This is a genomic window from Maribacter sp. HS, from assembly GCF_048059195.1.
Lineage (GTDB): Bacteria > Bacteroidota > Bacteroidia > Flavobacteriales > Flavobacteriaceae > Maribacter > Maribacter dokdonensis.
Window position 1 is genome coordinate 1,045,069 of record NZ_JAYLVV010000002.1, and the last position, 26,194, is coordinate 1,071,262.

The window sequence follows — 26,194 nt, forward strand, 5'->3', positions numbered from 1 at the left end:
ACGTTTGCGCAAACGTTTGCAATTTAATTTGTAATATTGTTATTCTTTTGAATTCCATATAATTTACTCATTTTCAATCATGAGCAAAAAAAGAAATACCACATTAAAAGAACTTTCTAAAGAACTGAGTTTATCAATTTCAACAGTTTCAAGGGCGCTGAACGATCACCCGGATATTAGTCTTGCGACCAAAGAGAGAGTTAAAAAACTAGCCAAGCAAATGAATTATGTACCTAATTTATTTGCCAGAGGCTTCCGTTCAAGAGAAACACACATACTAGGTGTTATAGTACCCAACATCTCGCACCTATTTACTTCTACCATTATAAAAGGAATTATTGAGGAAGCTGAATTAAGGGGGTACAGAGTAATTATCTCAGAATCTAATAATGACGACGCCAAACAAGTAGAAATGTTAAACACCATGACCCAGTTTGGAGTTGACGGAGTACTAATGTCATTGGCCAGAAAGACAAAAGATGTAGAAGAATTATTAAAGGTTTTAAATAGAATACCTATTGTATTATTTGACAAAGTATCAAGTAAAATACCTTGCACCCAAGTTGTTATTAATGAAGAAGAAGCTGCTTTTAACGCTGTTGAACATTTAATAGAACTTGGCAAAAAACGAATTGCCATAATTAAAGAAACCGAAAACTCATACAACTCAGAAAAAAGATTTGCCGGCTATTTGCGTGCTTTAAACCAATATAAAATACCCGTACGGGACAAGTTGATTTTAAGCACAGAAGATATTTCATTAGGCAATGGAAGGCGGTTGGCCAATATTCTCATTAGTATGAAAAAACGTCCAGATGCCATTTTTGCCATTACCGATAATGCTGCAATTGGTGCTATAAAGGCATTACATAAATTTAAGATCAAAATACCCGATGAAATTGCCGTAGTAGGTTTTAGCAACTCTATCAACTCAACCATCATCAGTCCGGCTTTGACCACTGTTGATCAACCTGGTGACAAAATCGGTAGAACAGCGGTTCGTTTTCTAATCAAAGAAATAGAAAGTCAACCCAACGAAGTACATACCAAAACTGTTGAGATAAAGACCAGTTTGATCGTTAGGGATTCTTCACTAAAAGCTTAAAGTAATACCACTTGTTATAACGGAATATTGCCATGTTTTTTCTTTGGCAAAACCGCTAATTTATTTTCAAGCAAGGTATAGGCTTTTATGAGTTTCCTCCTGGTGTCTTTAGGAAGAATAACCTCATCTATAAATCCTCTTTGTGCAGCACTATAGGGGTTGGCAAATAATTTTGCATATTCCGCCTCCTTTTCCGCCAATTTTGCTTCTGGGTCATCAGCAGCGTTTATTTCCTTCCTAAAAATGATCTCACTTGCACCTTTGGCTCCCATAACGGCAATTTCCGCTCCAGGCCACGCATAATTTAGATCGGCACCAATATGTTTGGAGTTCATAACATCATACGCACCGCCGTATGCTTTTCTAGTAATTACGGTTACTTTAGGTACCGTTGCTTCACTTAGGGCATACAGTAATTTTGCACCGTTTGTGATAATACCGTTCCATTCTTGATCAGTGCCCGGTAAAAACCCAGGAACGTCTACCAATACTAAAAGCGGAATATTGAAACAATCGCAAAAACGAGTGAAACGCGCAGCCTTTTTAGAGCTATCAACGTCTAACACCCCTGCCAAACTAATAGGTTGATTGGCAACAATACCAATACTTTTGCCTGCCAACCTAGCGAACCCTACAACAATATTATCTGCATAGGCCTTATGTATTTCAAAGAAGGTATCCTCATCAACAATACCATTGATGACATGGCGCATATCATAGGGCTGATTTGCATTTATGGGCACAATATCCTCCAACACATCACGTACCTCATTACCAAGTGCATAGGGAACATCTGCTGGTTTATCTTCGCAATTTTGAGGCATATACCCGATCATCTGCTTAATTTGTTCTATACATTGAATATCATTAGCAGCCGTTAAATGTGTAACACCAGATTTAGTGGCATGTGCCGATGCGCCACCAAGTTCTTCCGATGTCACTTCTTCATTGGTTACCGTTTTTACCACATTAGGACCAGTGACGAACATGTAGCTAGAATTTTCTACCATTAAGGTAAAATCGGTCATTGCTGGCGAGTATACCGCACCACCGGCACATGGCCCCATAATAGCCGAAATTTGGGGAATTACTCCCGATGCCATAACGTTTTTATGAAAAATATCGGCATAGCCACCTAAGGATCGCACACCTTCTTGAATACGGGCACCACCACTATCATTAAGACCGATCATTGGAACACCTATTTTCATGGCCATATCCATAATCTTACAGATTTTTTCGGCATGTGTTTCAGACAAAGCACCACCAAAAACGGTAAAGTCCTGTGCAAAGACGCAAACTTGTCTTCCGTTGATCGTACCATAACCAGTGACTACTCCGTCACCATAAAAAATTTGTTTTTCCATACCAAAGTCTTTGGTACGGTGGGTAACCAAGGCACCCATCTCTTCAAATGAACCTTCATCCAATAAAAAATGTATTCTTTCATGAGCAGTTAACTTTCCTTTGGCATGCTGTTTATCAATACGTGCTTGACCTCCACCCAATTTGGACAATGCCAGTTTTTCCGCTAAAATCTCTTTATTATCTTTCATGCTACTCGTTCAAATCTTATTTGCAATTCTACACTCTACTCTTCTGCCAATTAGAAGAATTTTTGGACGGAACCTTTAAAACCTTTTCATTTTCCTTATACAATTTCAATGCTACCAAGGCCGCTATTCTTCTTTCTTCGGCATATTGCATTTCTAAATGTTCTGGCGAATAGTAGTTTTTAACAAAATGGGTGTCAAAATTCCCTGAAGTAAAGGCTTCATGTTCACAAACAAACTTTCCAAAAGACAAAGTTGTGGCAACACCCTCTACTTTATAATTTTCAATAGCCCTAATCATTAATTGGATAGCTTCTTCCCTGGTTTTACCATAGGTTATCAACTTGGAAAGCATGGGATCATAATAAATAGGCACTTCCATACCTTCTTCAAAACCGTCATCAACACGAATACCCTCACCTACCGGTACTTTATAGGTGGTTAATGTTCCTATACTGGGCATAAAATCTGTTAAGGGATCTTCTGCATACACCCGCACTTCAAGTGCATGACCGTTTATTTTTAAATCTTCTTGGGTAAAAGCCAATGCTTCTCCACGAGCTACTTTGATTTGTTGCTCTACCAAGTCGACCCCAGATATCAACTCAGAAACAGGATGCTCTACTTGAAGCCTAGTATTCATTTCCAAGAAATAAAAATTCTTGTTTTCATCAAGCAAGAACTCTACTGTACCAGCACCTACATAATCGCAAGCTCTAGCTACTTTTATGGCGGCTTCTCCCATTGCATTTCTTATTTCTGGAGTAAGTACAGCTGAAGGAGCTTCTTCCACTACTTTTTGATGTCTTCTTTGAACGCTACATTCCCGTTCAAATAGGTGAACAATATTACCATGGGTATCGGCAAGAACCTGAATTTCTATATGTCTGGGCGAGCCCACATATTTTTCAATAAAAACAGATCCGTCACCAAATGCCGCTTGTGCCTCACTTATTGCCCTTTGCATTTGCTCTGGTAAATCCTCTAACTTTTCAACCACCCGCATTCCCTTACCACCACCGCCAGCAGAAGCTTTAATTAAAATTGGAAATCCTATTTCTTTTGCCACCTTTTCGGCTAAGGTGACATCAGTTATAGCCTCTTCAATACCGGGTACCATAGGAATATCATAATCGCGAACCGCTTCTTTTGCCGCCAGTTTATTCCCCATCACTTTAATGGCATGAGGTTTGGGTCCAATAAAAGTAATCTCGTTGTCCTCCACCATTTGTGCGAAAGTCGCATTTTCACTTAAAAATCCGTAACCAGGGTGAATACCATCTGCACCTGTACCCTTTGCTGCGTTAATTACTTTTTCCATTACAAGATAAGATTCTGATGAAGGGGCAGGACCAAGTAAAACTGCCTCATCTGCAAACTTCACATGTGGAGAATGACGGTCAACTTCAGAATATACAGCTACGGTTTTAATGCCCATTTTTTGAGCGGTCTTCATTATCCGTAATGCTATTTCACCTCTGTTGGCTATTAGTATTTTTTTCATTAAAACTTAATTTTCCTTTTATACAATGGTGGCTATAAGATTGTTTCTATTCCATTTCAATAATTAACTGCCCTTTCTCAACAGCATCATCTTTTTTAACTTCAACTGATTTTATTACGCCTTCGCCCTGAGCCAGAATAACATTCTCCATCTTCATAGCAGATAGTACCAGTAAAGGAGTACCCTCTATGACCTCTTGCCCTACTTCTACCAAAACATCCACAATTAACCCGGGCATGGGTGCTTTTACCTCGTTTAATTTTTGAGTGGTTACCGCCAGCAATCCCATCTTTTTAATTTGCTGATCATACTCATCTTCAAGTTTAACATCATAAATATTTCCGTTGATGGAAAGGGTAACGGTCTTGTTCAAAAAATTGGAATGAATTATTTCTACGTCAAAAGCGCTATTCTTATCTAAAACATGAAGCGTATTCTCATTGACCAATATACTATCTAAAGAATCTACATCACTAGTGCTACATTGTAATTCTTCTTTGTTTACGGTAATTAAGTAATTTGACATATTTGGATCTTATAAATACAATAGTTAAGTAAACCAAAGATATCGAAAAAGATTGGGGATGGATTTTGCCGTTTTGAAATGACCTGTTCCGTTGATTATTTGAATAACAGGGATACTTATAATTTAAAATGGTATGCCGAATAGAACACTGAATCTCATATAATCTCGCGAAGAATTGATTTTATTTAAAAAAGTAGAAGTCTCGGTCAGAACGAAGCAAAGCACCGTAAACATTGACCAAAAACAAAAAATCCAACCTAAATAATTAGATTGGATTTCGTTTTTTGCTCCCCCTCTTGGGCTCGAACCAAGGACCCTCTGATTAACAGTCAGATGCTCTAACCAACTGAGCTAAGGAGGAAAATAACCCGTTTTAGTTTCCTAAAGCGGGTGCAAATATAGTAGTTTTTTGAAAGTCGCCAAACAAATAAATTATTTTTTTTATTTAAATATCGCTTTATAAACATCATTACCGTTTGCGAACAGTAAAAGTGCTATTAAAATAAAGAATCCGGTGATCTGTGCGTACTCTAAAAACTTATCGCTTGGCTTTCTACCTGTAATCATTTCATAAAGCAAAAACATTACGTGGCCGCCATCTAAAGCTGGTATTGGCAGAATATTCATAAAGGCAAGAATAATAGATATAAATGCCGTTGTAGCCCAAAACGCTGGCCAGTTCCAAGTATCTGGGAACATACCACCAATGGCAGCGAAACCACCAACCTCTTTATAAGCGCCAGTATCAGGATTAAAAATTTTCTTCATCCCCTTAATGTAATCTGTAAGGGTTTTAACGCCTTTATTCCATCCGGCTGGGATAGATTCTAAAAAAGTATAGTTTAATGTTTCAAATTTGAAATACCCCTTTTCCTCATATTCCTCTAATGAATTTAACCCAGCATACACTCCAAACTTTCCTTCATCAGAAACATTTGCATTCAGGTTAACCTTCTTCCCATCTCGAATTACTAATACGGGAATACTTTTTCCTTTATTGGCTTCCAAAACCGGTATTACTTGATCTTGATACTCTACGGGCGTACCGGCAATTTCAACAACAGCATCACCAGCTTTAAATCCACTATCCTTATTTTGAGAATCTTCAGGGATTTCTCTAATTACAAACGGATTCCTATAATTTATAAACCTAGCATTTTCTCTATTATCAGAAATTGTTTCAATAAAATTTACCGGTATATCCTTTTCTATTATATTACCGTCACGTTCTAAAGTTATTTTTTCACCATAAACCACTTCAGGCATAATACCATTTAAAGCTTTGATCTTCTTACCATCAACAGCAAGAACTTTATCTCCCGTTTGTATACCTAGTGCATCACCCAACGTAGTATCGGTAACCCATACTCCATCTTTTAAACTATCATTCGCAATATAGGTTTCACCATAAGCATATGCCAGACCAATGAATATAACAACGGCCAAAATGAAATTTACCGTTACGCCGCCTAACATTATAATTAAACGTTGCCAAGCCGGTTTGCTTCTAAACTCCCACTCCTTAGGTTCTTCTGCCATGGCTTCTTTGTCCATGCTCTCATCTATCATACCAGATATTTTTACATATCCGCCAAGGGGCAACCAACCAATACCGTATTCGGTCTCACCTATCTTCTTTTTAAAAAGTGAAAACTTTACATCAAAGAACAAGTAGAATTTCTCAACTCTGGTCTTAAAATATTTTGCCGGTATAAAATGCCCTAACTCGTGTAGTACTATTAATATTGAAAGGCTTAAAAAAAATTGAATTGTCTTTATTACAATGGGGCTCATCCTTATTTCGTGAAAATTAAAATCGCACAAAAGTACATTTTTACAACCGCTAAAAAAAAGAAACCCACTGACCTTATGGTATTTTATGAATAATTTATCAGCAAGACAGCTATATTTACTTGAAATCTTGACAACCCTAGCGTACCTTTGTAAAAAAATAGTATGCGGTCTTTCTTCGCAAAATTCAAGATTTTTGGAATAGTACTTTTGGTACTCTCCGTCATAATCATATATTTATTCTATAATGCCCTACAGCCTGTAAAACTGTTGCCCGTGTATTCTCCTGCCATGGTAAACTCAGAACTGGTAGCAGAAGAAATTCAACATGTTAGAAAATACCATACCATTGCAGATTTTTCATTGACCAACCAAAATGGCGAGATCATTACCCAAGAAGATTACAAAGGTAAAATCTATATAGCCGATTTCTTTTTCACCACCTGCCCTACTATTTGCCCTATCATGACCAAAAATATGGTAGACCTGCAAAGGGCACTTGGCAAAGATTCTGATGTTATGTTGTTATCACATTCCGTTACGCCAGAGATCGACTCGGTTACACAGCTTAAAAAATATGCTATTGAAAAAGGGGTGGATGACAGGAATTGGAATTTAGTTACGGGTGATAAAAAACAGATCTATGAATTGGCACGAAAATCTTATTTGGCCGTTAAAACCGATGGCGATGGCGGACCATTTGATATGATACATACCGAAAATTTTATTTTAGTGGATAAGGATAAACGCATAAGGGGCTTTTATGATGGCACTAAAAAAGAGGATATGGATAAAATTATGACCGATATTGAAATTCTAAAAAATTCTTACGACGAACTAGATAATTAACCGGGCTATTACCTGCCCAAGGCGAAACTAGTTTTAAGATGTAATAATTCCTTAATTGAATTATTTCATTTACTTTTGCCTTACTTATAATGAATCTAAATAAAGATTGGAGACTACAGTAGCACATTTAAAAAGAGGTCAAAGAGGAATCATAAAAGAATTCACTCAAGACCTATTGCCGATCAAGCTACTTGAAATGGGTTGTTTACCTGGCAATGAAGTAGAATTGGTACAGGTAGCACCATTAAAAGACCCAATATATATTAATGTCAACGGATCTCATATTGCCATTAGACGAGAAATGGCCTTACATATAGCACTTGATATTATTGATGACAATGCGGTTATATGAGCAAACAGATCAATGTAGCCCTTATAGGCAACCCTAATACCGGTAAAACATCGGTTTTCAATCAGCTTACCGGACTAAACCAAAAAGTTGGTAATTACCCAGGTATTACCGTAGAAAAGAAAGAGGGTATTTGCAAATTGCCCCGTGGTGTCAAAGCTCACATTTTAGATTTACCGGGTACCTATAGTTTAAACACTACATCATTAGATGAAAGTGTTGCCGTTGAACTTCTTTTAAATAAGAACGACAAAGACCACCCAGACGTTGCCATTGTCGTATCTGATGTAGAAAACCTAAAAAGAAACCTTCTTCTTTTTACACAGATCAAGGACTTAAAAATACCTACCATTTTAGTCATTAATATGGCCGATCGTATGGTTCGTAAAGGGATTACCATAGATATTGAGTTATTGGAGCAAAAGTTAAACTCTAAAATTGCTCTGGTAAGTACTAGGAAAGAAACGGGTATAGATAGATTAAGAAATCTCATTGCAGACTTTAAACTTCTACCAAAAAGCCAAAATGTAGATATATCGGTTATTGCACCTGATTATTTTGAACGACTTACAGATGCTTTTCCGAAAGAGGATATCTATAAGTTATGGTTGGTCATTACCCAAGACGTGAACTTTATGCCGTTGAAAAAAACGTTTACAAAAGACACATCTTCCTTTACCACAAAATCAAAATCCGAGCTTAAACGTTTACAGCAGAAAGAAACAATATTACGTTATCAATTCATTAACGGCATTTTAAAGGAAACGTATAAAGTAGATGCCAATGCCGCCAAAGGGTTTAGAGCCACTTTAGACAAGGTCTTAACCCATAAGGTCTTTGGTTATGCAATTTTCTTTTTAATACTGCTCACCATTTTTCAAGCCATTTATGGTTGGAGCGAGTATCCCATGGATTTAATTGATGGTTTTTTTGCTTCGGCTACAGAATGGGTGAAAAACACATTGCCACCGGGAGTATTTACCAATCTTATTGCAGAGGGTATTTTAGCCGGTATTGGTGGTATCGTTATATTTATACCACAAATAGCATTCTTATTCTTATTTATAGCCCTACTGGAAGAAACAGGCTATATGAGCAGGGTAGTCTTCTTGATGGACAGGATAATGAGGCCCTTTGGATTGAGCGGTAAAAGTGTGGTTCCATTAATTTCAGGTACCGCATGTGCTATTCCAGCGGTAATGGCTACTAGAACTATCGAAAACTGGAAAGAAAGGTTAATTACTATTCTAGTAACCCCGTTCACTACCTGTTCCGCAAGGTTACCGGTCTACCTAATTATCATTGCCTTGGTCATACCCGAAGGCAGTTTTCTTGGATTAAGCTATAAGGCCCTGACCTTAATGTCGTTATATTTAATGGGCTTTGGAGCTGCTATTCTGTCGGCGGTAATCCTGAACAAGATCTTAAAAATTAAAAGTAGGTCTTTCTTTGTGGTTGAAATGCCCAACTATAAACTACCGTTGATAAAAAACGTTGCCTATACCGTCCTTGAAAAAACAAAAAGTTTTGTCTTTGGCGCAGGTAAAATAATATTGGCCATATCTATTGTGCTCTGGTTTTTGGGCTCTAACGGATTTTCGGATGAATTTAAAAATGCCGAAACCATAGTAGCGCAAAGAATTAAAGAAAAGGGGTATAGCGCCAATAGCGAGGTTTACTTTGAAAATCAACAAGAAGCACAAGCAACAACTCTTTCCATAGAAGAGAAAGCAGTGCAACAGCAAGAATTGCAAGAAAGAGCATTAAACCAGGAAATTGCCAGCTATAAATTAGAGCATTCCTATATGGGTTATATGGGCAAAGCCATAGAACCTATAGTAAGACCTTTAGGTTATGACTGGAAAATAGGAATAGCCGTTTTAACATCCTTTGCGGCAAGAGAGGTTTTTGTAGGTACATTAGCTACTATTTACAGTGTAGGGAATGATGAAGAGGAAACCATTAAAAATAGAATGGCTGCAGAAGTAGATCCCAAAACAAAAAAACCATTGTTTAATTTAGCTTCGGGCATTTCATTACTATTGTTCTATGCATTCGCTATGCAATGTATGAGCACCTTGGCGGTAGTAAAAAGGGAGACGAATTCTTGGAAATGGCCAGCAGGGCAGCTAGTATTCATGAGCCTTTTTGCTTATATTGTAGCTTTAATAGCATACCAATTATTAAAATAATATGGACATTATACAACACATATTGGTTTACATAACACTAGCTATTTCCGTAGGGTATTTGGTAAATAAATTTTTGATTCCTAAATCTATTTGGTCCGGCAAAAAAAACAACGCTAAATCCTGTGGTCAAGATGATTGTGGCTGCCACTAATCTTTATTGATAAGTTAAAATAGCTATAAAAGACTCATAACAGTTTCTAAAACTGTAACGTTTGTTGCTTTTGTTCGTTTAGATTGCGTAGGAATAATCTAACACTATGAACAATAAACCAACGCACTTATTACTTTTTACAATTTTTGTTTTCACCATTTTAAACACTAATGCACAGAACTTAAGCGCCAACGTTTTAGATAGCATTACCCAACAACCTATTCCTTACGCCACTGTTCAATTAAAAGAAAAAGGAGTCATTACCAATGAAGAGGGTAATTTCAATTTTATCTTGAACGAAACCATACAAGAATCTGACTCTCTCATTATTTCCTCAATGGGTTATGAAACCCTTGCCAAACCTATTTCAGAGTTTACAAGCTCTAGAATATTACTCGTACCCAAAGCCATTGAACTAAGAGAGGTTATAGTATCCAATAAAAATTATACTGCTGACGAAATAATAGATTTTGTAGTTGAAAATCTAGACAAAAACTATAAGACCCACCTCACTAAAAAACGATTGTTCCATAGGTCATCTAACTTTGATAGATGGACAAAAAGTGATTTTAAAGTCAAAAAATCATCCATAGATATACTAAACCAACAATTTCTAGATAGTGTTATAACCACTGTACCCAAGGACAACAGTTATTATTCTGAAATTGTTGGCGATCTATACGGCAACCCACATGAAGAGTTATTAAAATTAAATCTTTTAAAAGCTTCCAAACTATTTGATAAAAGCAAGGAACTTGATGCTGAAAAATTAGAGGAAAAATTCAATGAAATACTTCGTGAAAATGTTAAAGAAGGATCTTATTTCAAGATAAAATCCGGTTTGTTCGGTACTAAAATAGATGCCGAGGAGATTAGCGAATTTCTTGAAGAAGATATTGACTCTACAGATGTGGCCGCTGCCAACGAACAGCTAGAGAAAAAGAAGAAAGACAAAGAGCTGCAACAGAAAAACTACGCCAATTGGAAAAAAAGTCAATTGAACAATATCTTCAATAATTTACCCACGCAAGAAGACAATGATCTAAACTTTATAGTAAAATCCAGAAAGTATGACTATACATTACAAGAATTCACATATTTAGGTAATGATGCCGTTTACGTCATCTCTTTTAAACCAAGTGGATCAGCAGATTTTGAAGGAACACTATTTATAAATGCTGATGATTTTGCCGTACTGCAAATAGACTATAGCAATGTAAAGCCTGTTAAAAAATTCAGTCTTTTAGGGATTTCAACAAATACCTATTTATCTAAAGGAAAAGTAATTTATCAAAAAGATGCATTTGACCATTACGGCCTACGCTATTATGAGTCTGAAGTAGGTGAACGTATTGGTGTTAGAAGACCATTAAAAATCATTGAAAAGAATAAAATCGTAAAAGGCAAAAACAAACAAAATGAGCTATCTGGCGATATGGATTTTGTCTTTATAAATGTTGTAAAGAATGAATTGATCATTTTTGAATCTGATCAAATAGACCAAGTTACTTTTGACGGTTTTACAGAAAACAATGCCGTATCACCGACATATATGCCTAAATACGATCCTAATTTTTGGGAAGGCTACGCTATTATGGAACCCAATACAGCAATAAAAGAGTTTAAGTCAACCACCATTGATTAAATATAGTTCCTAACTATATTATAGAACAAAAGCCCCCAACCCGTTACCAAAAGCAAACCTCCAATTGGAGTAATAGGACCCAGTATTTTTATTTTATTTCCTTTGGATGCAGATATACACAATCCGTAAATACTAAAGGAAAAAAGAATGATTCCAATGATGATGCAATAGATAATTGCCTTTTCTAGGCCAGTTTCTAGATTAAGGTTAAAACTTAACATCAATAGTAAAAGTGCGTGATACATTTGATATTTTACTCCTGTTTCAAAACTATTCAGTTGATCTTCAGTAAACGTTTTCTTTAACAAATGTGCACCAAATGCCCCAAAAACTACTGCTAATAATCCTAATAAGGCTCCTACCAATTGCGCAACTAATACCATGAAATTTTTCTTTCAAAGATAATGGCATCCATTTAATTGTATACCTTACATAAAACTAATTATCAAAAAATGAAAAAGTTTATTACTGTCTATGGTTTTATGCTTTTGATAATGACCGGCTGCGGATCATCAAAAAACACAAGTAATGACAACAACGGTACATCTTCTTTAGATGTGGAATTGAGAGAAAAAAATAGGGCGAACGTTTCGCTACTACAACGTATACGCCAAAAGAGTGGCGTAGTCTTGCAAAACAATGTACCTATAATCAATAAGACCAGTAATTCCTTTGCCTCTGGTGGCAGTCAAGAACCTTTGTACGTCTTAAACAATCAGATAATTGGAAATTCTTTTCATTCGATCAACGAGTTAATAGATAGCTACAATGTGAAGAAAATAGTTATACTATCGGGTGCAGATGCTGCTGGTTATGGTACTCAGGGAGCCAACGGAGTAATCAAAATTACAAGCTATTAGCATTTACTGCAAACTGATATTCATTTGCATATTTGAATCTAGAATAAAGGCACACTCGGTATATTTTGGCGGACCAAACATTTTCATTTTTCCTTTAGAGAATGCTATTTGCTCTTTTGGAATACCCAACATGTTGGTATCTAAATTATTATTTCCGTTAGCATCATGAAATATAGCAATGGCATACTCACCATCGGGCAAGTTTTCAATATCAAAAACCGTCTTACCCTTCACAGCCTTTTCAGAGCCGGATTTATATACCTTATCAAACTTTAAAAAGGAACTTTCATTAGTATAAACGGCAAAACAGATATTACCTTCTTCAGAAGTAACCCCATCAATATTTAAACTAATATTATGCTGAGCAAATAGACCTGTTGACATCAATCCTAAAACAAATAGTACCAATAGATTCCCTTTTATCATGCCATATTATTTTAAAATCTACAATTTAATTAGGCGCGCTCAATGCCCCTATTTTTCCGCCGAGTTTCTGAAACAATTGTAAAGTTTGGACCGAGTCTTTTAGATTAAAATATACGTAAGTAGAATCTTTATAGACCAACTTAACTTTATGTTGTTCAATATTATCTACAAAAACATGAACTTTCTTGTCTGTCAAAGAATCTTTAAACTCCCTAAAGACACCTTTCTCTTTTTCCAGTGCAGAAAAACCGTGCAGACGCTCCATTGGCGGTATTCTTTCAACCAACACCACACTATCTAGTTCATTTAATGGAATTTCAACATTATAAAACCCAGAACGAATTCCTAGGCTATTGTCACTATTACTTACCCAATTTTTTAAATGAAGTATTAAAATGAACGCACAACAGATTACTGTTAGAATCAACACCACTGTCCATACCCAATTTTTCTTGGTAAAATGCATAAAGGTTTAAAGTATCAAGTTAACCATACTATTGCCTTAAACGGTAAAATTCAAATTAAATTATTAACCTAAACCAACATCTAGGGTCATCATGATGATGAAGCCACCAATGAAGCCCATGGTAGCAATATCAGTGTACTTATCTTGCTGTGTTTCTGGTATAACTTCCTCTACGACCACAAAGATCATTGCGCCGGCCGCAAAAGAAAGCGCATATGGCAGTATAGGTTGAAAAGTAAGCACGGCCCACGCCCCTAGTACTGCTGCAACAGGCTCTACCAATGCGGAAGCCTGACCGAACATAAAACTTTTTGTCCTGCTCAATCCATGTCTACGTAACGGCATGGCAACGGCAAAACCTTCCGGAAAGTTTTGTAGACCAATACCTAAGGCCAAAGCAACGGCACCACCAATAGAGGCGCCATCAAAACCAGCGGCCACTCCCCCAAAAAGTACACCAACCGCTAAACCTTCCGGTATGTTATGTAATGTAATGGCCAACGTAAGTAAGGTTGTTCTACGCCAAGGTGTTTTAACACCTTCTGCCTCGTCTTCCTTAAAATTAATATGTAAATGGGGCAATACTTTATCCAACCCAAAAATGAACAAAGCACCTAGCAAAAAACCTACTCCTGCCGGTATAACTTTCACAAACCCTTCACCCGGGCTCATTTCTATACCCGGTGCCAGTAAGCTCCAAAAACTGGCCGCTACCATTACACCGCCAGTAAACCCTAACATTCCGTCTAAAACAGCACGGTTCATTGTTTTAAAAAGAAAAACCAGTGCCGCGCCCGCTGCTGTGAGTCCCCAAGTAAACAATGTAGCATAAAATGCTGCCAGTACGGGATCTATTGATTCAAAATACGCTATAATTTCATCCATAATTCATATAATTAATATGCTACTCTTCATCTACAATCTCCAAAAATAAATTTGTTGCAATCTGTTTTGATATCCTAATGGAGCCCGACCTGGTAGAGATGGTAACGGAACCATCAAACTCTTCAATTTCCAATATTTTAAAGGTATCGCCCAAGGCAATTTTATTCTTATCCAAAAATTTTAAAAATGCCGCGGAAGAATCGTTGACGCCTACACAAACCCCTTGACTACCCACTGGCAAATCACTGATCAACTTCTTTACGGATTTTGTGAACACACCATCTTTGTTAGGAATAGGATCGCCATGCGGATCTACTTTAGGGTATCCTAAATGGGCGTCTAACTTATCAATTAAAGCATCACTTTTTATGTGTTCCAATTGCTCTGCCACCACATGAACCTCATCCCAAGAAAAATTAAGTTTATCTACCAAAAAAACCTCCCATAAACGATGTTTTCTAATAATGGAAAGGGCAACCAACCTGCCTTTTTCCGATAGTGAGACGCCTTGGTATTTCTTATAGTTCACCAAAGATTTCTCAGACAACTTTTTTACCATATCGGTTACAGAAGAAGGTTTTGTCTTCATCTGTTCTGCGATGGCATTTGTTGCAACAGATTTACTGTTGAAATCACTTAGGTGATAAATGGCTTTTATGTAATCTTCTTCTGATAATGTCATTTGAAAAGCAATATTAACACAAAAATACATTTTTATACCTAAAAACAATTTTTTAGATTTGTCTAAATTTAATTTTAGATGTTTAAAATATTATTTTTCGCTTGCTCTATTTTAGCTTTTATAACTGTAAATGCACAAAAAGCTACCATATCTGGAACCATATCTTCAAATGGATTTCCTGAAGCCTATGTAAATATTTATTTGAAAGGCACTCAAATTGGCGCTGCTTCAGACGAAAACGGTCAATACTTACTTAAAAATATTCCTTCTGGCGATTACATTATCATTGCTTCCAATATAGGTTTTGAACAATTTCGTAAATCGATCTCCGTTTCCGAAGATGAAGACCAAATTGTAAATATTGACCTAAAACCATCAACCGAATCTCTTGATGAAATGGTAGTTACAGGCACTCTAAAACCTGTTAGTAGATTAGAAAGTCCAGTACCGGTAGAAGTATATACACCTACCTTTTTTAAAAAGAACCCAACACCAAGTATTTTTGAAGCATTACAGAATGTAAACGGAGTAAGACCACAAATAAACTGTAATGTTTGTAATACAGGTGATATTCATATTAATGGACTAGAAGGTCCGTACACCCTAGTCTTAATAGATGGCATGCCCATAGTTAGTGGTTTGGGAACTGTATACGGACTCTCAGGCATTCCCAATTCGCTTATAGAACAAATTGAAGTGGTTAAAGGCCCAGCATCTACATTATATGGAAGTGAAGCCGTTGGCGGACTCATTAATATTATTACAAAGAACAACTTATCTGCCCCGGATTTTTTTGCAGATAGTTTTGTAACCGGTTGGGGAGAATTTAATTTTGACATAGGCACTAAGTTTAATGTTGGCAAAAAAGCCAATGTTCTCTTAGGTGCCAATTATTTTAAGTACGATAACCCTATTGACAATAATGGAGATAATTTTACCGATCTTACATTACAAGATCGCATATCTGTTTTTCAAAAATGGAATTTTGAAAGAAAAGACTCCAGAATCCTTTCTTTGGCAGGAAGGTTTTTTTATGAAGATAGATGGGGAGGTGAACTGCAATGGACTCCAGAATTTAGAGGCGGTGATGAAATTTATGGGGAAAGTATTTACACCCGTAGATGGGAAGTTTTAGGCAAGTACCAGTTGCCGGTAGAAGAGCAAATGATGCTTTCCTTTTCCTATAATGACCACAAACAAAATTCCGTTTATGGTGATGTTCCTTATTTGGCAGATCAACGTATTGGTTTTACCCAGTTAACATGGGATAAAAACATAGGAAAACATAGCCTTTTAGCAGGTACTGCATTACGTTATAATTATTATGACGACAATACGCCTGCTACCGCAAACACGAATGGTAATGAGCCCGATGAAGTAATTATACCGAGTGTTTTTTTACAGGATGAAATAGCGTTCAATAAAAAACATTCCCTTCTCCTAGGGGGCAGATATGATTATGATAACCGCCACGGTAATATCTTTACGCCAAGAGCGGCCTATCGTTTTAAGTTTACCGAAAATGACATTATTCGCTTAAATGCGGGTACCGGTTTTAGAGTGGTAAATCTATTCACAGAAGATCATGCAGCACTTACAGGTTCTAGAGATGTCATTATTGCAGAAGAACTGGAACCGGAAGAATCATTTAATGTAAATCTTAACTTTCTGAAGAAAATTTACGGTGATAATGGTACGTTTGTAAGTTTAGATGCTTCAATATTTTACACCTATTTCCAAAATGTTATAATCCCTGATTACGACACCAACCCCAACCAAATTATATATGACAATTTAGATGGAAAATCGATTTCAAAGGGAATAAGTGCAAACTTAGATATAACCATGTACAATGGTTTACAATTTATGATCGGAGGAACATTACAGAACGTGAGTAATACTGAAAATGGGGTTACGCAACGTCAAATTTTAACAGAAAGCTATTCCGCCAATTGGAGTGTTGGGTACCAAATTAGACCATGGAATTTAAAGATAGATTATACGGCTAATTTATATGGCCCTATGCGATTACCAACCTTAGGGGAAAGTGATCCCAGGCGAGATTTTTCACCCGCGTGGAGTATTCAAAATATACAACTATCTTATGATGGGATAAAGAATTTTGAAATTTACGGAGGAGTTAAAAATTTACTGGACTGGACACCCAACAGAGGGAACCCCTTTATCATTGCCCGTGCCAACGATCCTTTTGATAAAGAAGTTACCTTTGATGCAAATGGCAATGCGGTTGCCACACCCAATAACCCGAATGCATTAACATTTGACCCATCTTACGTCTATGGACCAAATCAAGGAATCCGTTCTTTTATTGGACTACGTTATACATTGAATTAAGTATTAAAGACACATGCTATTTTGTACTTTTGAAGTGCTAGACCTTAAAGAAGCTGAGAACAATCTGAAAAATTCATGAACGAATTCGATTACATTATCATTGGCGCAGGCGCGTCTGGTCTATTGTTGGCAGATGCTATGGCCAACGATTCGTTTTTTAATCAAAAAAAGATTTTACTGCTTGACAAAGCACCAAAAAATAGCAACGACAGAACGTGGTGTTTTTGGGAAAAAGGTAACGGTCAATTTGAAGAGATTATCCATAAGAAGTGGAATTCCATTCATTTTCAAGGAGAAGATATTGCCAAAAGAACCAAGATCGACCCATATTCTTATAAAATGATAAGAGGTATCGACTTCTATGATCATTACCTAAAAAAGGTAAAGGCAACTAGCAATATAACATTTGTGCAAGACACTGTGGTGGGTATCTCCGAAACCGAAGACCAGGTTGCGGTTAAAGCAGTAAACAACACCTATACCGGCAAGTATATATTCAATAGCCTTTTTGATTATAAAATGGCTACCCAGCAAACAAAATATCCCGTATTACAGCAGCATTTTATAGGCTGGGTAATAAAGGTCAACAAACCTATTTTCAATACCAAGGAAGTCACATATATGGATTTTTCCATACCTCAAAAAGGCAATACAAGATTTATGTATGTACTGCCCTACTCCAATGATACCGCATTAATAGAATACACTTTGTTTTCAGAAAATCTATTGCCAACACCTGAGTATGAAGAAGCCATAGAAGACTATATTTTACAACGGTTTCAATGCCAGGAATATAAGATTATAGAAAGAGAATTTGGCAGTATACCTATGACAGCGTATGACTTTAGGGAACACCATACCAACAGAATACGCTATATAGGTACCCCAGGGGGTTGGGCCAAACCCAGCACAGGTTATACTTTTATGAGTACGGCAAACAAAATACCAAAATTAATAGCGTTCATTAAAGAGGGGAAACCTCTGAAAAAATTAAAATTGAAAGGCAAATTTTGGTTTTATGACCTGCTCTTTTTAGATGTACTTTACAATGACAATGCCAATGGCCATGTAATATTCCAATCTATCTTTAAAGCATTACCACCACAAAAAGTTTTTAAGTTTTTAGATGAAAAAACAAGTCTCATAGAAGATTTGGAATATATCAACTCTTGCCCTAAACAACCGTTTATCAAAGCATTGATAAAACGAATTTTCTAAACCGTTCTATTCATTAAGTTTTCCCCAAACTGTCTTAGCAGTTCTTTATTTTCAGGATTAATATCCATATCATCAAGAACTTCAAAAGCTTTAGCCGTGTAATCTGCAATGGCAGTTTTAGTAGCTTGATCCGCTTTTGTCTTTTCAAATATAGAACGCACTGCCTTAATTTTAGCTTCGGCCTCTTTTGGGTGAATAGAATATAAATGCTCTAATTCTTTAGCGATTACTTCTGAACCAGAGTTTAAAGCTTTAAGATATAGGTAGGTCTTTTTGTTTTCAATAATATCACCACCAACCTGCTTACCAAAGGTTTTAGGATCACCAAAAACATCTAAATAATCATCTTGTAATTGAAAAGCTATACCAAGGTTTAGTCCAAAATTGTACATCTGTTGCTGTGCTTCATCTGGTGCACCTGCAACTATAGCGCCCATTTTTAACGCAGCTGCAACTAAGACGGCAGTTTTGTATTCTATCATTTTAAGATACTCGGGCAACATCACATCATCCCTAGTTTCAAAATCTACATCGTATTGTTGACCTTCACAAACTTCAAGTGCCGTTTTACTGAACAGCTTGGCCAAATCTCTAAAAACATTAGGCTCATAATTTTCAAAAAGTTGATAGGCCATTATCAACATGGCATCACCAGACAGAATACCCGTATTAATATCCCATTTTTCATGTACCGTAGTTTTACCCCTACGTACCGGGGCATCATCCATAATATCATCATGTACCAAAGAAAAATTATGAAAGACCTCAACAGCAACGGCAGCATCTAAAGCTTTTCTAAAATCAGTATTAAAAATTTCAGCAGTCATTAAAACCAATACCGGTCTTAACCTTTTGCCGCCTAAACCCAGAATATATGTGATAGGCTCATATAGGTTTCTAGGCTCTTTTGTAATCCTCATAGAGTCTAAATATGCAATAAACTCATCTCGATATTCACTAATAGTATGCATTCTTTGCAATTTTGCACAAAAATAGAACAAAAATGGCTGAATAAGCCCCCTTTTTAAGTGAGAAGAAATAAAACTTTACAGGTGAATCCCTAATTTAAAAAAGCTGTCAAATATGAACTTTTACGCTGCATACTAATTATAAAGAAGACCTCTTGATCAGTCTAGAGGGCATAATTAATTTTGTAACTGTATCACCTTTTAAATGCAATGCCGCTCTTTTTGCCATTTCGTTAAAATCGGTGGAAATAGTAGTAATTCCACCAAACACAATTTCTTTTGAAACATTATCGTTTTGGGACAGAATACCGATATCCTCCCCAATTTTATATTTATTTCTAACCGAATCTCTTAGAATTTGCCAAAGTATGGTATCTCCTAACGCAAAATATAAATTGCCTTTTTTAGCAGACCCAATAGTATAATTATTCTTGACAGAACCATTGACCTCAAACTCATCTATGAATTTTTGAAACGCGTTTTTTATAGATATAGGAGAAAAATCGCTCTCTTCGTTGAAGTACAAAATAATCTTATTATACTTTTTTATTTCTGGCAGTAACCTAACCAAAGATGTATAAATGACCTCTTCAAATTCTTGGGAGATATAAGAATACCCTGGTCCCAAATTTAAATACCTATCTACCAACAATAATTTTTTGGGTTCAATATTCTTTAATAATGTTGCAACCTTTTCATTTTGTATTGGAGCAATAACATACATGCCATATTTACCATTGATATTAGAAATTATGGTCTTAAAAACAGTGAGGTTATTATGATGGAAAAAAACATCTATTTGAAACCTTCTTCCCATTTCTTTACGAAAGGTTTTATAAAATTCTTCTTGATAACTCTGAAAAGCAAATAGTAGCAAAGCCATTCTTTTGGTAATATTGGTAGCTTGGCTAATCACAAAATAACCCTTTAATTGCCTAGACTCTATTAAGCCTCTATTCTTAAGCTCCTCATATGCCTTAAAAATAGTTTTTCTTGCATAGCCTATTTCCTCAACCATAGTGTTTATAGAGGGTAACTGATCACCAATAGTCAATTGCCCATCTTCAATAGATTCAATTACGCCTTGAACCAATTGTTCATGTTTTGTAAGGTTATTATTGTGGGTGAGGTTTAGAATTTTACTAATAACCAGCATAAATTATAAATGAAATTTGCAGGCGTCAATATACAATTTAAAAAAAGATATCAAAAAATAGCGCCTGAATTATAGTGTACCTATCACAACAAATTAGCATGTAAAAAAAAGGTTTATATGCCGAAAAAGGCTACAAACACGCAAATACAGATTTTTTAGATAAAATGACAAATAATATGTATTTGATAATATTTTAAGATCTAAATGAAAATTCTAAAAAATAACATGTTAATATTTATTAAATTAACATTTTATTTTATATTTGTTCACAGTAGCATAGTGTATCATAGTCTCTTCATCTCAAAAACGCTCCCTAAAGAGACTATAACGCCTACGTCAACATAATTAACTAACAACTGTAAGAACTAACTTTATGAATTATCAAACAGACTTTTCTAAGTTTTCCATGATTCGGAATCATGTAAGCTTAACGATGATTTTATTTTTTAGTGGATTTCTCTTTATGGGTCTCCACGCACAGACAACCGTTTCTGGAACCGTTACTTCAGCTTCAGACAACATGCCGTTGCCAGGTGTTTCGGTCATTGATGCCAACAACCCTACAACAGGAGTACAAGCGGATTTTGACGGTAACTTTACAATTACCGTAGATGATGGTAGTACCAGTTTACGATTCAGCTACATTGGATTCAAGGCTGTAGTGGTACCGGTAAACAATCAAAGTACCATCAATGTATCTTTAGAAGAGGACGTTGCCAACCTAGACGAAGTTGTTGTCGTTGGTTACGGTACTCAGAAAAAAGCGACCGTAACAGGTGCGGTAACCGCAGTACAGGGTCCGGTACTAGAAAGTTCACCGGCCATAAGTGTATCGAATTCCTTGGCAGGTAGATTGCCCGGGGTAGTAATCGTACAGACCAGTGGGGAGCCTGGTAATGACGAATCGAACATAAGTATTCGTGGAACCAATACATTAGGAAACAACCAACCTTTGATCGTTATTGATGGTATTCCAGATAGAGATGGTGGTATAGGTCGTATTAACCCAGATGATATTGCCAATATCTCTGTACTTAAAGATGCATCAGCTGCAATTTATGGAGCTAGAGCGGCCAACGGAGCAATAATCGTTACTACCAAAACCGGTAAAGCCGGCAAAATGCAAATAAATTATAAGGCTGATTTTGGTATAACCAGACCTACAAGAGTACCAGAAATGGCAAGTGCGGTAGAGTATCAAACTATAATGAATGAATTGGCGATTTATAACAGTAATATTCCTTCATCACAATGGGGAGCTGCAAATACCGCTTTTCAAACCTCAGGTAGTTATACTATACCAGGTAGTGATCCTGCAGAAACCGTAAACGCTGCATTTAGTCCAGAAACAATCAATAATCATAGAACCAATGCTGATCCATGGTTATATCCTGATACGGATTGGTTTGGTGCCACTTTTCAAGATTGGGCGGAACAACAAAGACATAACCTATCCATAAGCGGTGGTAGTGAAGATCTAAAATATTACGCATCTGTAGGTTATGCAGATCAAGGCGCTATATATAAAAACTCGGCCAACAGATACCAACAGTATAATTTTAGAATCAATACCGATGCTAGAATTAATGAATACCTGTCTACTAAACTAAGTATGGGATATAGAAAGGAAGATAGAACCTTCCCTACTGAAGGTGCAGGTGCTATCTTTAGAATGTTGATGAGAGGTAGACCAAATGAACCTGCAATATGGCCAAATGGATTACCAGGACCTGATATTGAAAATGGTCAACAACCGGTGGTAGTTACAACGAATGCTACAGGGTATGACAAACAACCAACAGATTACCTACAATTTACAGGTTCTTTGGATATTACCAACCCATGGGTAGAAGGTCTTAAACTGACATTATTGGCAGGTGTTGACCAAAGCCAGTTACGTAGAAAACTATGGCAAACACCATGGACTCTTTATTCTCTTGACCGTGCAAACTATATTGCTACCGGTGTACCGGAACTAAGCGGATCTATACGTTCCAACTTTACAGATGCAAGATTATTACAATCATCTAATAATGTACTAAACACTAACCTAACCGGTTTATTAAGTTATGACAAAACAATTGGTGATGACCACACCATTAACTTATTGGCCGGTGTTACCCGTGAGAATTTTCAAGGGGAGTTTTTCTCTGCATTTAGAAGAAACTACCTTTCTACCGCTGTTGACCAGTTAGGAGTAGGTGGTGAAATTGCACAAGAAACGGATGGTTTCGGTTACAACAGAACACGTTTAGGTTACTATGGCCGTGCCCAGTATAACTTTAAAGAAAAATACTTAGCCGAGTTCATCTGGAGATATGATGGTTCATATATTTTCCCAGGTAATGATCGTTTTGGGTTCTTCCCAGGATTGTTAGTTGGTTGGAACATTAATAATGAAGATTGGTTCAACGTTGACTCTATTAGCTACTTAAAGTTAAGGGGTTCTTACGGTGAAATGGGTAATGATCAAGTTTCATTTGACACCAACGGTGACGGTGAAATAACCGATGATGAATTACAAGAATATGCTTACCAATCTATTTACGAATTTGGTCAATACCCAATAAATGGTCAAGTACAAACGACTTTATTTGAAAACCTCTTGGCTAATCCTAGCTTTACATGGGAACGAGCTAAGAATTATAATATTGGTTTAGACGGTATTGTATTGGACGGAAAAATGAGTTTCACCCTTGAATATTTCTTGAACAAACGTGATCAAATCCTAATTCAAAAAACAGGTTCTACCCCAGGTTCTTCTGGTATTTCAGACCTTTTACCTCCTGTAAATGCAGGTAAAGTAAATAACGAAGGTTTTGAATTTGCGTTGAATTATTTTGGTGGTAGCTTTGATGGTTTTAAATGGGATGTTGGTGTAAACGGAGGTTACGCACAAAATACAGTTGAGTTCCTAGATGAAATTCCTGGTGCTCCAAGTTACCAATTACAAGAAGGAAAGCCTATTGGCTCATATTTAGTATACGAGTCTGATGGTGTATTTATTGACCAAGCTGCCATTGATTCCAATCCACTAGATTATAGTGCAGTTAAGCCAACATTAGAGCCAGGTGATATGAAATTTAAAGATATCAACGGAGATGGTGCCATTAACGACTTAGATCAAGTAAGGTTAAAAAATAGCATCAACCCTAACTTTAACTTTGGTGTTACGTTTAACGCTTCATACAAAAACTTTGATCTTTCTGTATTATTACAAGGAGCTACAGGGGCTAAATTATTTATCCAAACAGAATCTGGTGACATAGGTAACTTTTTAAAGTACAGCTTTGACAACAGATGGAGTCCAGACAACCCAAGTAGCGTTCATCCAAGACTTGCCAGTCGTGGAGACACCTACTATACAGGTGGTGATTATGGCAATAATACCTACAACTTATTTAGTAAAGATTACCTAAGACTTAAAAATGTTCAATTGGCATACAACTTTCCTTCAGAATTGATTGAGCAATTTGGTCTATCTAAATTTAAAATATATATGAGTGGTCTAAACTTGGCTACATGGGCGGCTCAAGATATATATGATCCTGAATCGACAAGTAATGACGGTCAGTTTTATCCACAACAGACTATTATTAACACAGGTTTTAGTTTAACATTTTAAAAAAAAATCATGAAAAAAGGAAAATTAGTACTCTTAGGCCTACTGACGTTAGCGTTAGTACCTATTTCGTGTAATGAAGATTTTTTAGAAACGCAGCCATTAGATTCAATCTCGGCAGATGCCACTTGGGCAGACGGTGCGTTGGCACAAGCATTCGTATTCAACGTCTATGCATCCCTTGGCTATGGAGGGTTTGAAGAAGAAGGTTTGGCTTCATTAACGGACGAAGCAATGTTTACACACTCTGGTAGAGGAGTAAACGTTATTACAGAAGGTTCACTTTCCCCGTCGGGTACGGGTAACGTGAATATCATTCCACAATGGAACGAATTATATTTAGCAATACGAAAAGCGAATATAGCTTTACAAGAATTACCAAATTCAACTTTTGATGATCAAACATTGAAAGACAGGTTAATGGGTGAAGCACATTTTCTAAGAGCGTATTATTACCATCAATTAATGCGCTATTACGGTGGCGCACCATTAATTGATGCCCCTTACGGCTTAGATGATGACTACTCTATAGCTAGAGGTACTTATGCTGAAAATGTAGATTTTGTAACCAGTGACCTTGACAAAGCCATTTCATTACTGGAAGGCAAAGAGGTTACACCAGGTAGAGCATCTATGTTAAGTGCTATGGGGTTAAAATCTCGTGTATTGACATATGCCGCCAGTGATTTGCGCGACGGACCTACAGCGAGCGCTAAGTCGGCAACATTGGGTGGATATTCAAATTTAGAACTGGTTGCATATACTTCTGGGGACAGAGATGCAAGATGGAACGCTGCAAAGACCGCTGCCAAGGCCGTTTTAGATGCGACCACTGGTTACAAGTTAGATTTAACCGAACCTGCAAGTGCAGAAGAAGCGACTGAAACATACATCTCTATTGCTATGGGAGGTGGAAGTGCCGTTGGTGATGCTGCTGCAAGATCAGAACTATTATTTGAAAGAACACATTCGCCTCTATTTACACAAGAAAGTAATTGGCCTTTAGGTGGAATTCACCAAGGGATCAACAATGGACCAAACGGATATCATAACTGGGCAGGTAACACACCTATTCAACAATTGGTAGACGACTATCAAATGATGGACGGTTCTGATTTCGACTGGAGCAATGAAGAACACGCGGCTGCACCATATGAGAATAGAGATCCAAGAATGGCCGCAACTATTCTTTATGATGGAGCAGCATGGAAACCAAGGCCAGATGATGTTGCCTCAATAGATCCTTATGATGAAATACAGACAGGTACATATGCAGATGGTAGCGGTGGAATAATACCTGGTGTTGATATGAGAGATTCACCCATTGAAAACTGGAACGGAAGTAGAACCGGTTATTATGTACGAAAGTTCATTGATCCAGACCCATCTTTAGTGGACAATCAATCTAGTGCACAAGTTGTACCATGGCCATTTATTAGATATACCGAAATAATATTGAACTATGTAGAAGCTTCTATTGCACTAGGCGATGAAGGTGAAGCGAGAAACTGGCTGAACAAGATTCGTTTTAGAGCAGGTATGCCGGCACTTACCTCATCTGGTACTGAGCTTTTAGAGGATTACATCAATGAAAGAAGAGTTGAATTGGCATATGAAGAACACAGATACCATGATGCACGAAGATGGATGATCGCTGATCAAACTTTGGGCAGGGGCATTAAGGTTATGAAAGTAACAGCTACCCTTAAAGCCGGTGCAACACCAAGAACTCCTTATCAGTATGACACATCCGTATATGATTACACCTATACCGTTGTAGACAATAATGATAATGAAACCAGAACTTGGGACGATAAAATGTATTTCATGCCTATAAGTAGAGATGAAATCAATAGAAATAACCTTTTGATTCAGAATCCAGGTTATTAGT

At 36.7% G+C, this 26,194-nt stretch carries 21 protein-coding genes and 1 tRNA gene; 10 read left to right on the forward strand and 12 right to left on the reverse strand.

Translation table 11 applies throughout. The features are described from left to right. The first annotated feature begins 79 nt into the window (after window positions 1-79). Window positions 80-1,105, forward strand: coding sequence for a LacI family DNA-binding transcriptional regulator (locus VBZ51_RS04540; protein WP_416576198.1), 1,026 nt, complete (start codon window positions 80-82; stop codon window positions 1,103-1,105). A 14-nt stretch (window positions 1,106-1,119) separates the two neighbouring features. Here the strand turns inward: VBZ51_RS04540 and VBZ51_RS04545 are convergent, their stop codons facing one another. The 5 genes from VBZ51_RS04545 to rseP all read right to left on the reverse strand — a co-directional run bounded on the left by VBZ51_RS04545 (window position 1,120) and on the right by rseP (window position 6,482). Next, window positions 1,120-2,661 (reverse strand): acyl-CoA carboxylase subunit beta, encoded by a 1,542-nt coding sequence (locus VBZ51_RS04545; protein ID WP_416576199.1) that lies wholly within the window; start codon window positions 2,659-2,661, stop codon window positions 1,120-1,122. Window positions 2,662-2,689: 28 nt separating this feature from the next. Then, complete coding sequence (accC, locus tag VBZ51_RS04550) at window positions 2,690-4,162, reverse strand: acetyl-CoA carboxylase biotin carboxylase subunit (RefSeq protein ID WP_416576200.1); 1,473 nt, start codon at window positions 4,160-4,162, stop codon at window positions 2,690-2,692. 46 nt (window positions 4,163-4,208) lie between these two features. Next, entirely contained in the window at window positions 4,209-4,688 is a 480-nt protein-coding gene (locus VBZ51_RS04555; protein WP_074671258.1) for a biotin/lipoyl-containing protein, read from the reverse strand. 287 nt (window positions 4,689-4,975) lie between these two features. Continuing rightward, window positions 4,976-5,049, reverse strand: a tRNA-Asn gene (locus VBZ51_RS04560). 80 nt (window positions 5,050-5,129) lie between these two features. Then, the gene (rseP, locus tag VBZ51_RS04565) at window positions 5,130-6,482 is read right to left on the reverse strand and encodes an RIP metalloprotease RseP (RefSeq protein ID WP_071341009.1); all 1,353 of its coding nucleotides are present in this window, start codon (window positions 6,480-6,482) and stop codon (window positions 5,130-5,132) included. A gap of 162 nt (window positions 6,483-6,644) precedes the next feature. On the opposite strand from rseP, the gene VBZ51_RS04570 reads away from it, so the two are divergent. The 4 genes from VBZ51_RS04570 to VBZ51_RS04585 all read left to right on the forward strand — a co-directional run bounded on the left by VBZ51_RS04570 (window position 6,645) and on the right by VBZ51_RS04585 (window position 11,665). Continuing rightward, window positions 6,645-7,328, forward strand: a complete 684-nt coding sequence (locus VBZ51_RS04570) for an SCO family protein (RefSeq protein WP_416576201.1) — start codon at window positions 6,645-6,647, stop codon at window positions 7,326-7,328. 106 nt (window positions 7,329-7,434) lie between these two features. Continuing rightward, window positions 7,435-7,680 carry a FeoA family protein gene (locus VBZ51_RS04575; protein WP_058104354.1) on the forward strand — a complete coding sequence of 82 codons (246 nt, stop codon included), beginning with the start codon at window positions 7,435-7,437 and terminating at the stop codon, window positions 7,678-7,680. Continuing rightward, the gene (gene feoB / locus VBZ51_RS04580; RefSeq protein ID WP_416576202.1) at window positions 7,677-9,869 is read left to right on the forward strand and encodes a ferrous iron transport protein B; all 2,193 of its coding nucleotides are present in this window, start codon (window positions 7,677-7,679) and stop codon (window positions 9,867-9,869) included. Before VBZ51_RS04575 ends, feoB begins: the two co-directional genes overlap by 4 nt. A 257-nt stretch (window positions 9,870-10,126) precedes the next feature. Then, window positions 10,127-11,665, forward strand: coding sequence for a carboxypeptidase-like regulatory domain-containing protein (locus tag VBZ51_RS04585; RefSeq protein ID WP_416576203.1), 1,539 nt, complete (start codon window positions 10,127-10,129; stop codon window positions 11,663-11,665). Here the strand turns inward: VBZ51_RS04585 and VBZ51_RS04590 are convergent. Next, a complete protein-coding gene (locus VBZ51_RS04590) occupies window positions 11,662-12,048 on the reverse strand; it encodes a DUF423 domain-containing protein (RefSeq protein ID WP_416576204.1) in 387 nt (128 codons plus the stop codon). The genes VBZ51_RS04585 and VBZ51_RS04590 overlap by 4 nt on opposite strands. 69 nt (window positions 12,049-12,117) lie before the next feature. Here VBZ51_RS04590 and VBZ51_RS04595 point away from each other — a divergent pair, with 69 nt between their 5' ends. Next, window positions 12,118-12,525: a hypothetical protein gene (locus VBZ51_RS04595; protein WP_416576205.1), complete on the forward strand. Its 408-nt coding sequence runs from the start codon at window positions 12,118-12,120 to the stop codon at window positions 12,523-12,525. 3 nt (window positions 12,526-12,528) lie between these two features. On the opposite strand, the gene VBZ51_RS04600 is transcribed toward VBZ51_RS04595, so the two are convergent. The 4 genes from VBZ51_RS04600 to VBZ51_RS04615 all read right to left on the reverse strand — a co-directional run bounded on the left by VBZ51_RS04600 (window position 12,529) and on the right by VBZ51_RS04615 (window position 14,984). After that, on the reverse strand, window positions 12,529-12,951 hold the full coding sequence (locus VBZ51_RS04600; protein ID WP_416576206.1) for a DUF2141 domain-containing protein: 423 nt from the start codon (window positions 12,949-12,951) through the stop codon (window positions 12,529-12,531). Between the two features lie 25 nt (window positions 12,952-12,976). Beyond that, window positions 12,977-13,417 (reverse strand): hypothetical protein, encoded by a 441-nt coding sequence (locus tag VBZ51_RS04605; RefSeq protein WP_416576207.1) that lies wholly within the window; start codon window positions 13,415-13,417, stop codon window positions 12,977-12,979. Between the two features lie 63 nt (window positions 13,418-13,480). Then, on the reverse strand, window positions 13,481-14,302 hold the full coding sequence (locus VBZ51_RS04610; protein WP_058104361.1) for a ZIP family metal transporter: 822 nt from the start codon (window positions 14,300-14,302) through the stop codon (window positions 13,481-13,483). A gap of 19 nt (window positions 14,303-14,321) precedes the next feature. Beyond that, the gene (locus VBZ51_RS04615) at window positions 14,322-14,984 is read right to left on the reverse strand and encodes a metal-dependent transcriptional regulator (protein WP_058105099.1); all 663 of its coding nucleotides are present in this window, start codon (window positions 14,982-14,984) and stop codon (window positions 14,322-14,324) included. A 78-nt stretch (window positions 14,985-15,062) separates the two neighbouring features. Between VBZ51_RS04615 and VBZ51_RS04620 the strand changes: the two genes are divergently transcribed. Both VBZ51_RS04620 and VBZ51_RS04625 read left to right on the forward strand, forming a co-directional pair. Then, entirely contained in the window at window positions 15,063-17,339 is a 2,277-nt protein-coding gene (locus VBZ51_RS04620; RefSeq protein ID WP_416576208.1) for a TonB-dependent receptor, read from the forward strand. A gap of 75 nt (window positions 17,340-17,414) precedes the next feature. Beyond that, a complete protein-coding gene (locus VBZ51_RS04625) occupies window positions 17,415-18,557 on the forward strand; it encodes a lycopene cyclase family protein (protein ID WP_416576209.1) in 1,143 nt (380 codons plus the stop codon). Here the strand turns inward: VBZ51_RS04625 and VBZ51_RS04630 are convergent. Together VBZ51_RS04630 and VBZ51_RS04635 are read right to left on the reverse strand one after the other, a co-directional pair. Further along, entirely contained in the window at window positions 18,554-19,528 is a 975-nt protein-coding gene (locus VBZ51_RS04630) for a polyprenyl synthetase family protein (RefSeq protein WP_416576210.1), read from the reverse strand. The two genes, VBZ51_RS04625 and VBZ51_RS04630, sit on opposite strands and share 4 nt — an antisense overlap. A gap of 136 nt (window positions 19,529-19,664) precedes the next feature. After that, complete coding sequence (locus tag VBZ51_RS04635) at window positions 19,665-20,681, reverse strand: GntR family transcriptional regulator (RefSeq protein ID WP_091607578.1); 1,017 nt, start codon at window positions 20,679-20,681, stop codon at window positions 19,665-19,667. A 433-nt stretch (window positions 20,682-21,114) separates the two neighbouring features. Between VBZ51_RS04635 and VBZ51_RS04640 the strand changes: the two genes are divergently transcribed. Further along, window positions 21,115-24,306 (forward strand): SusC/RagA family TonB-linked outer membrane protein, encoded by a 3,192-nt coding sequence (locus tag VBZ51_RS04640; protein ID WP_244275663.1) that lies wholly within the window; start codon window positions 21,115-21,117, stop codon window positions 24,304-24,306. Window positions 24,307-24,315: 9 nt separating this feature from the next. After that, window positions 24,316-26,193, forward strand: coding sequence for a RagB/SusD family nutrient uptake outer membrane protein (locus VBZ51_RS04645; protein WP_099190292.1), 1,878 nt, complete (start codon window positions 24,316-24,318; stop codon window positions 26,191-26,193). Window position 26,194 lies beyond the last annotated feature (1 nt).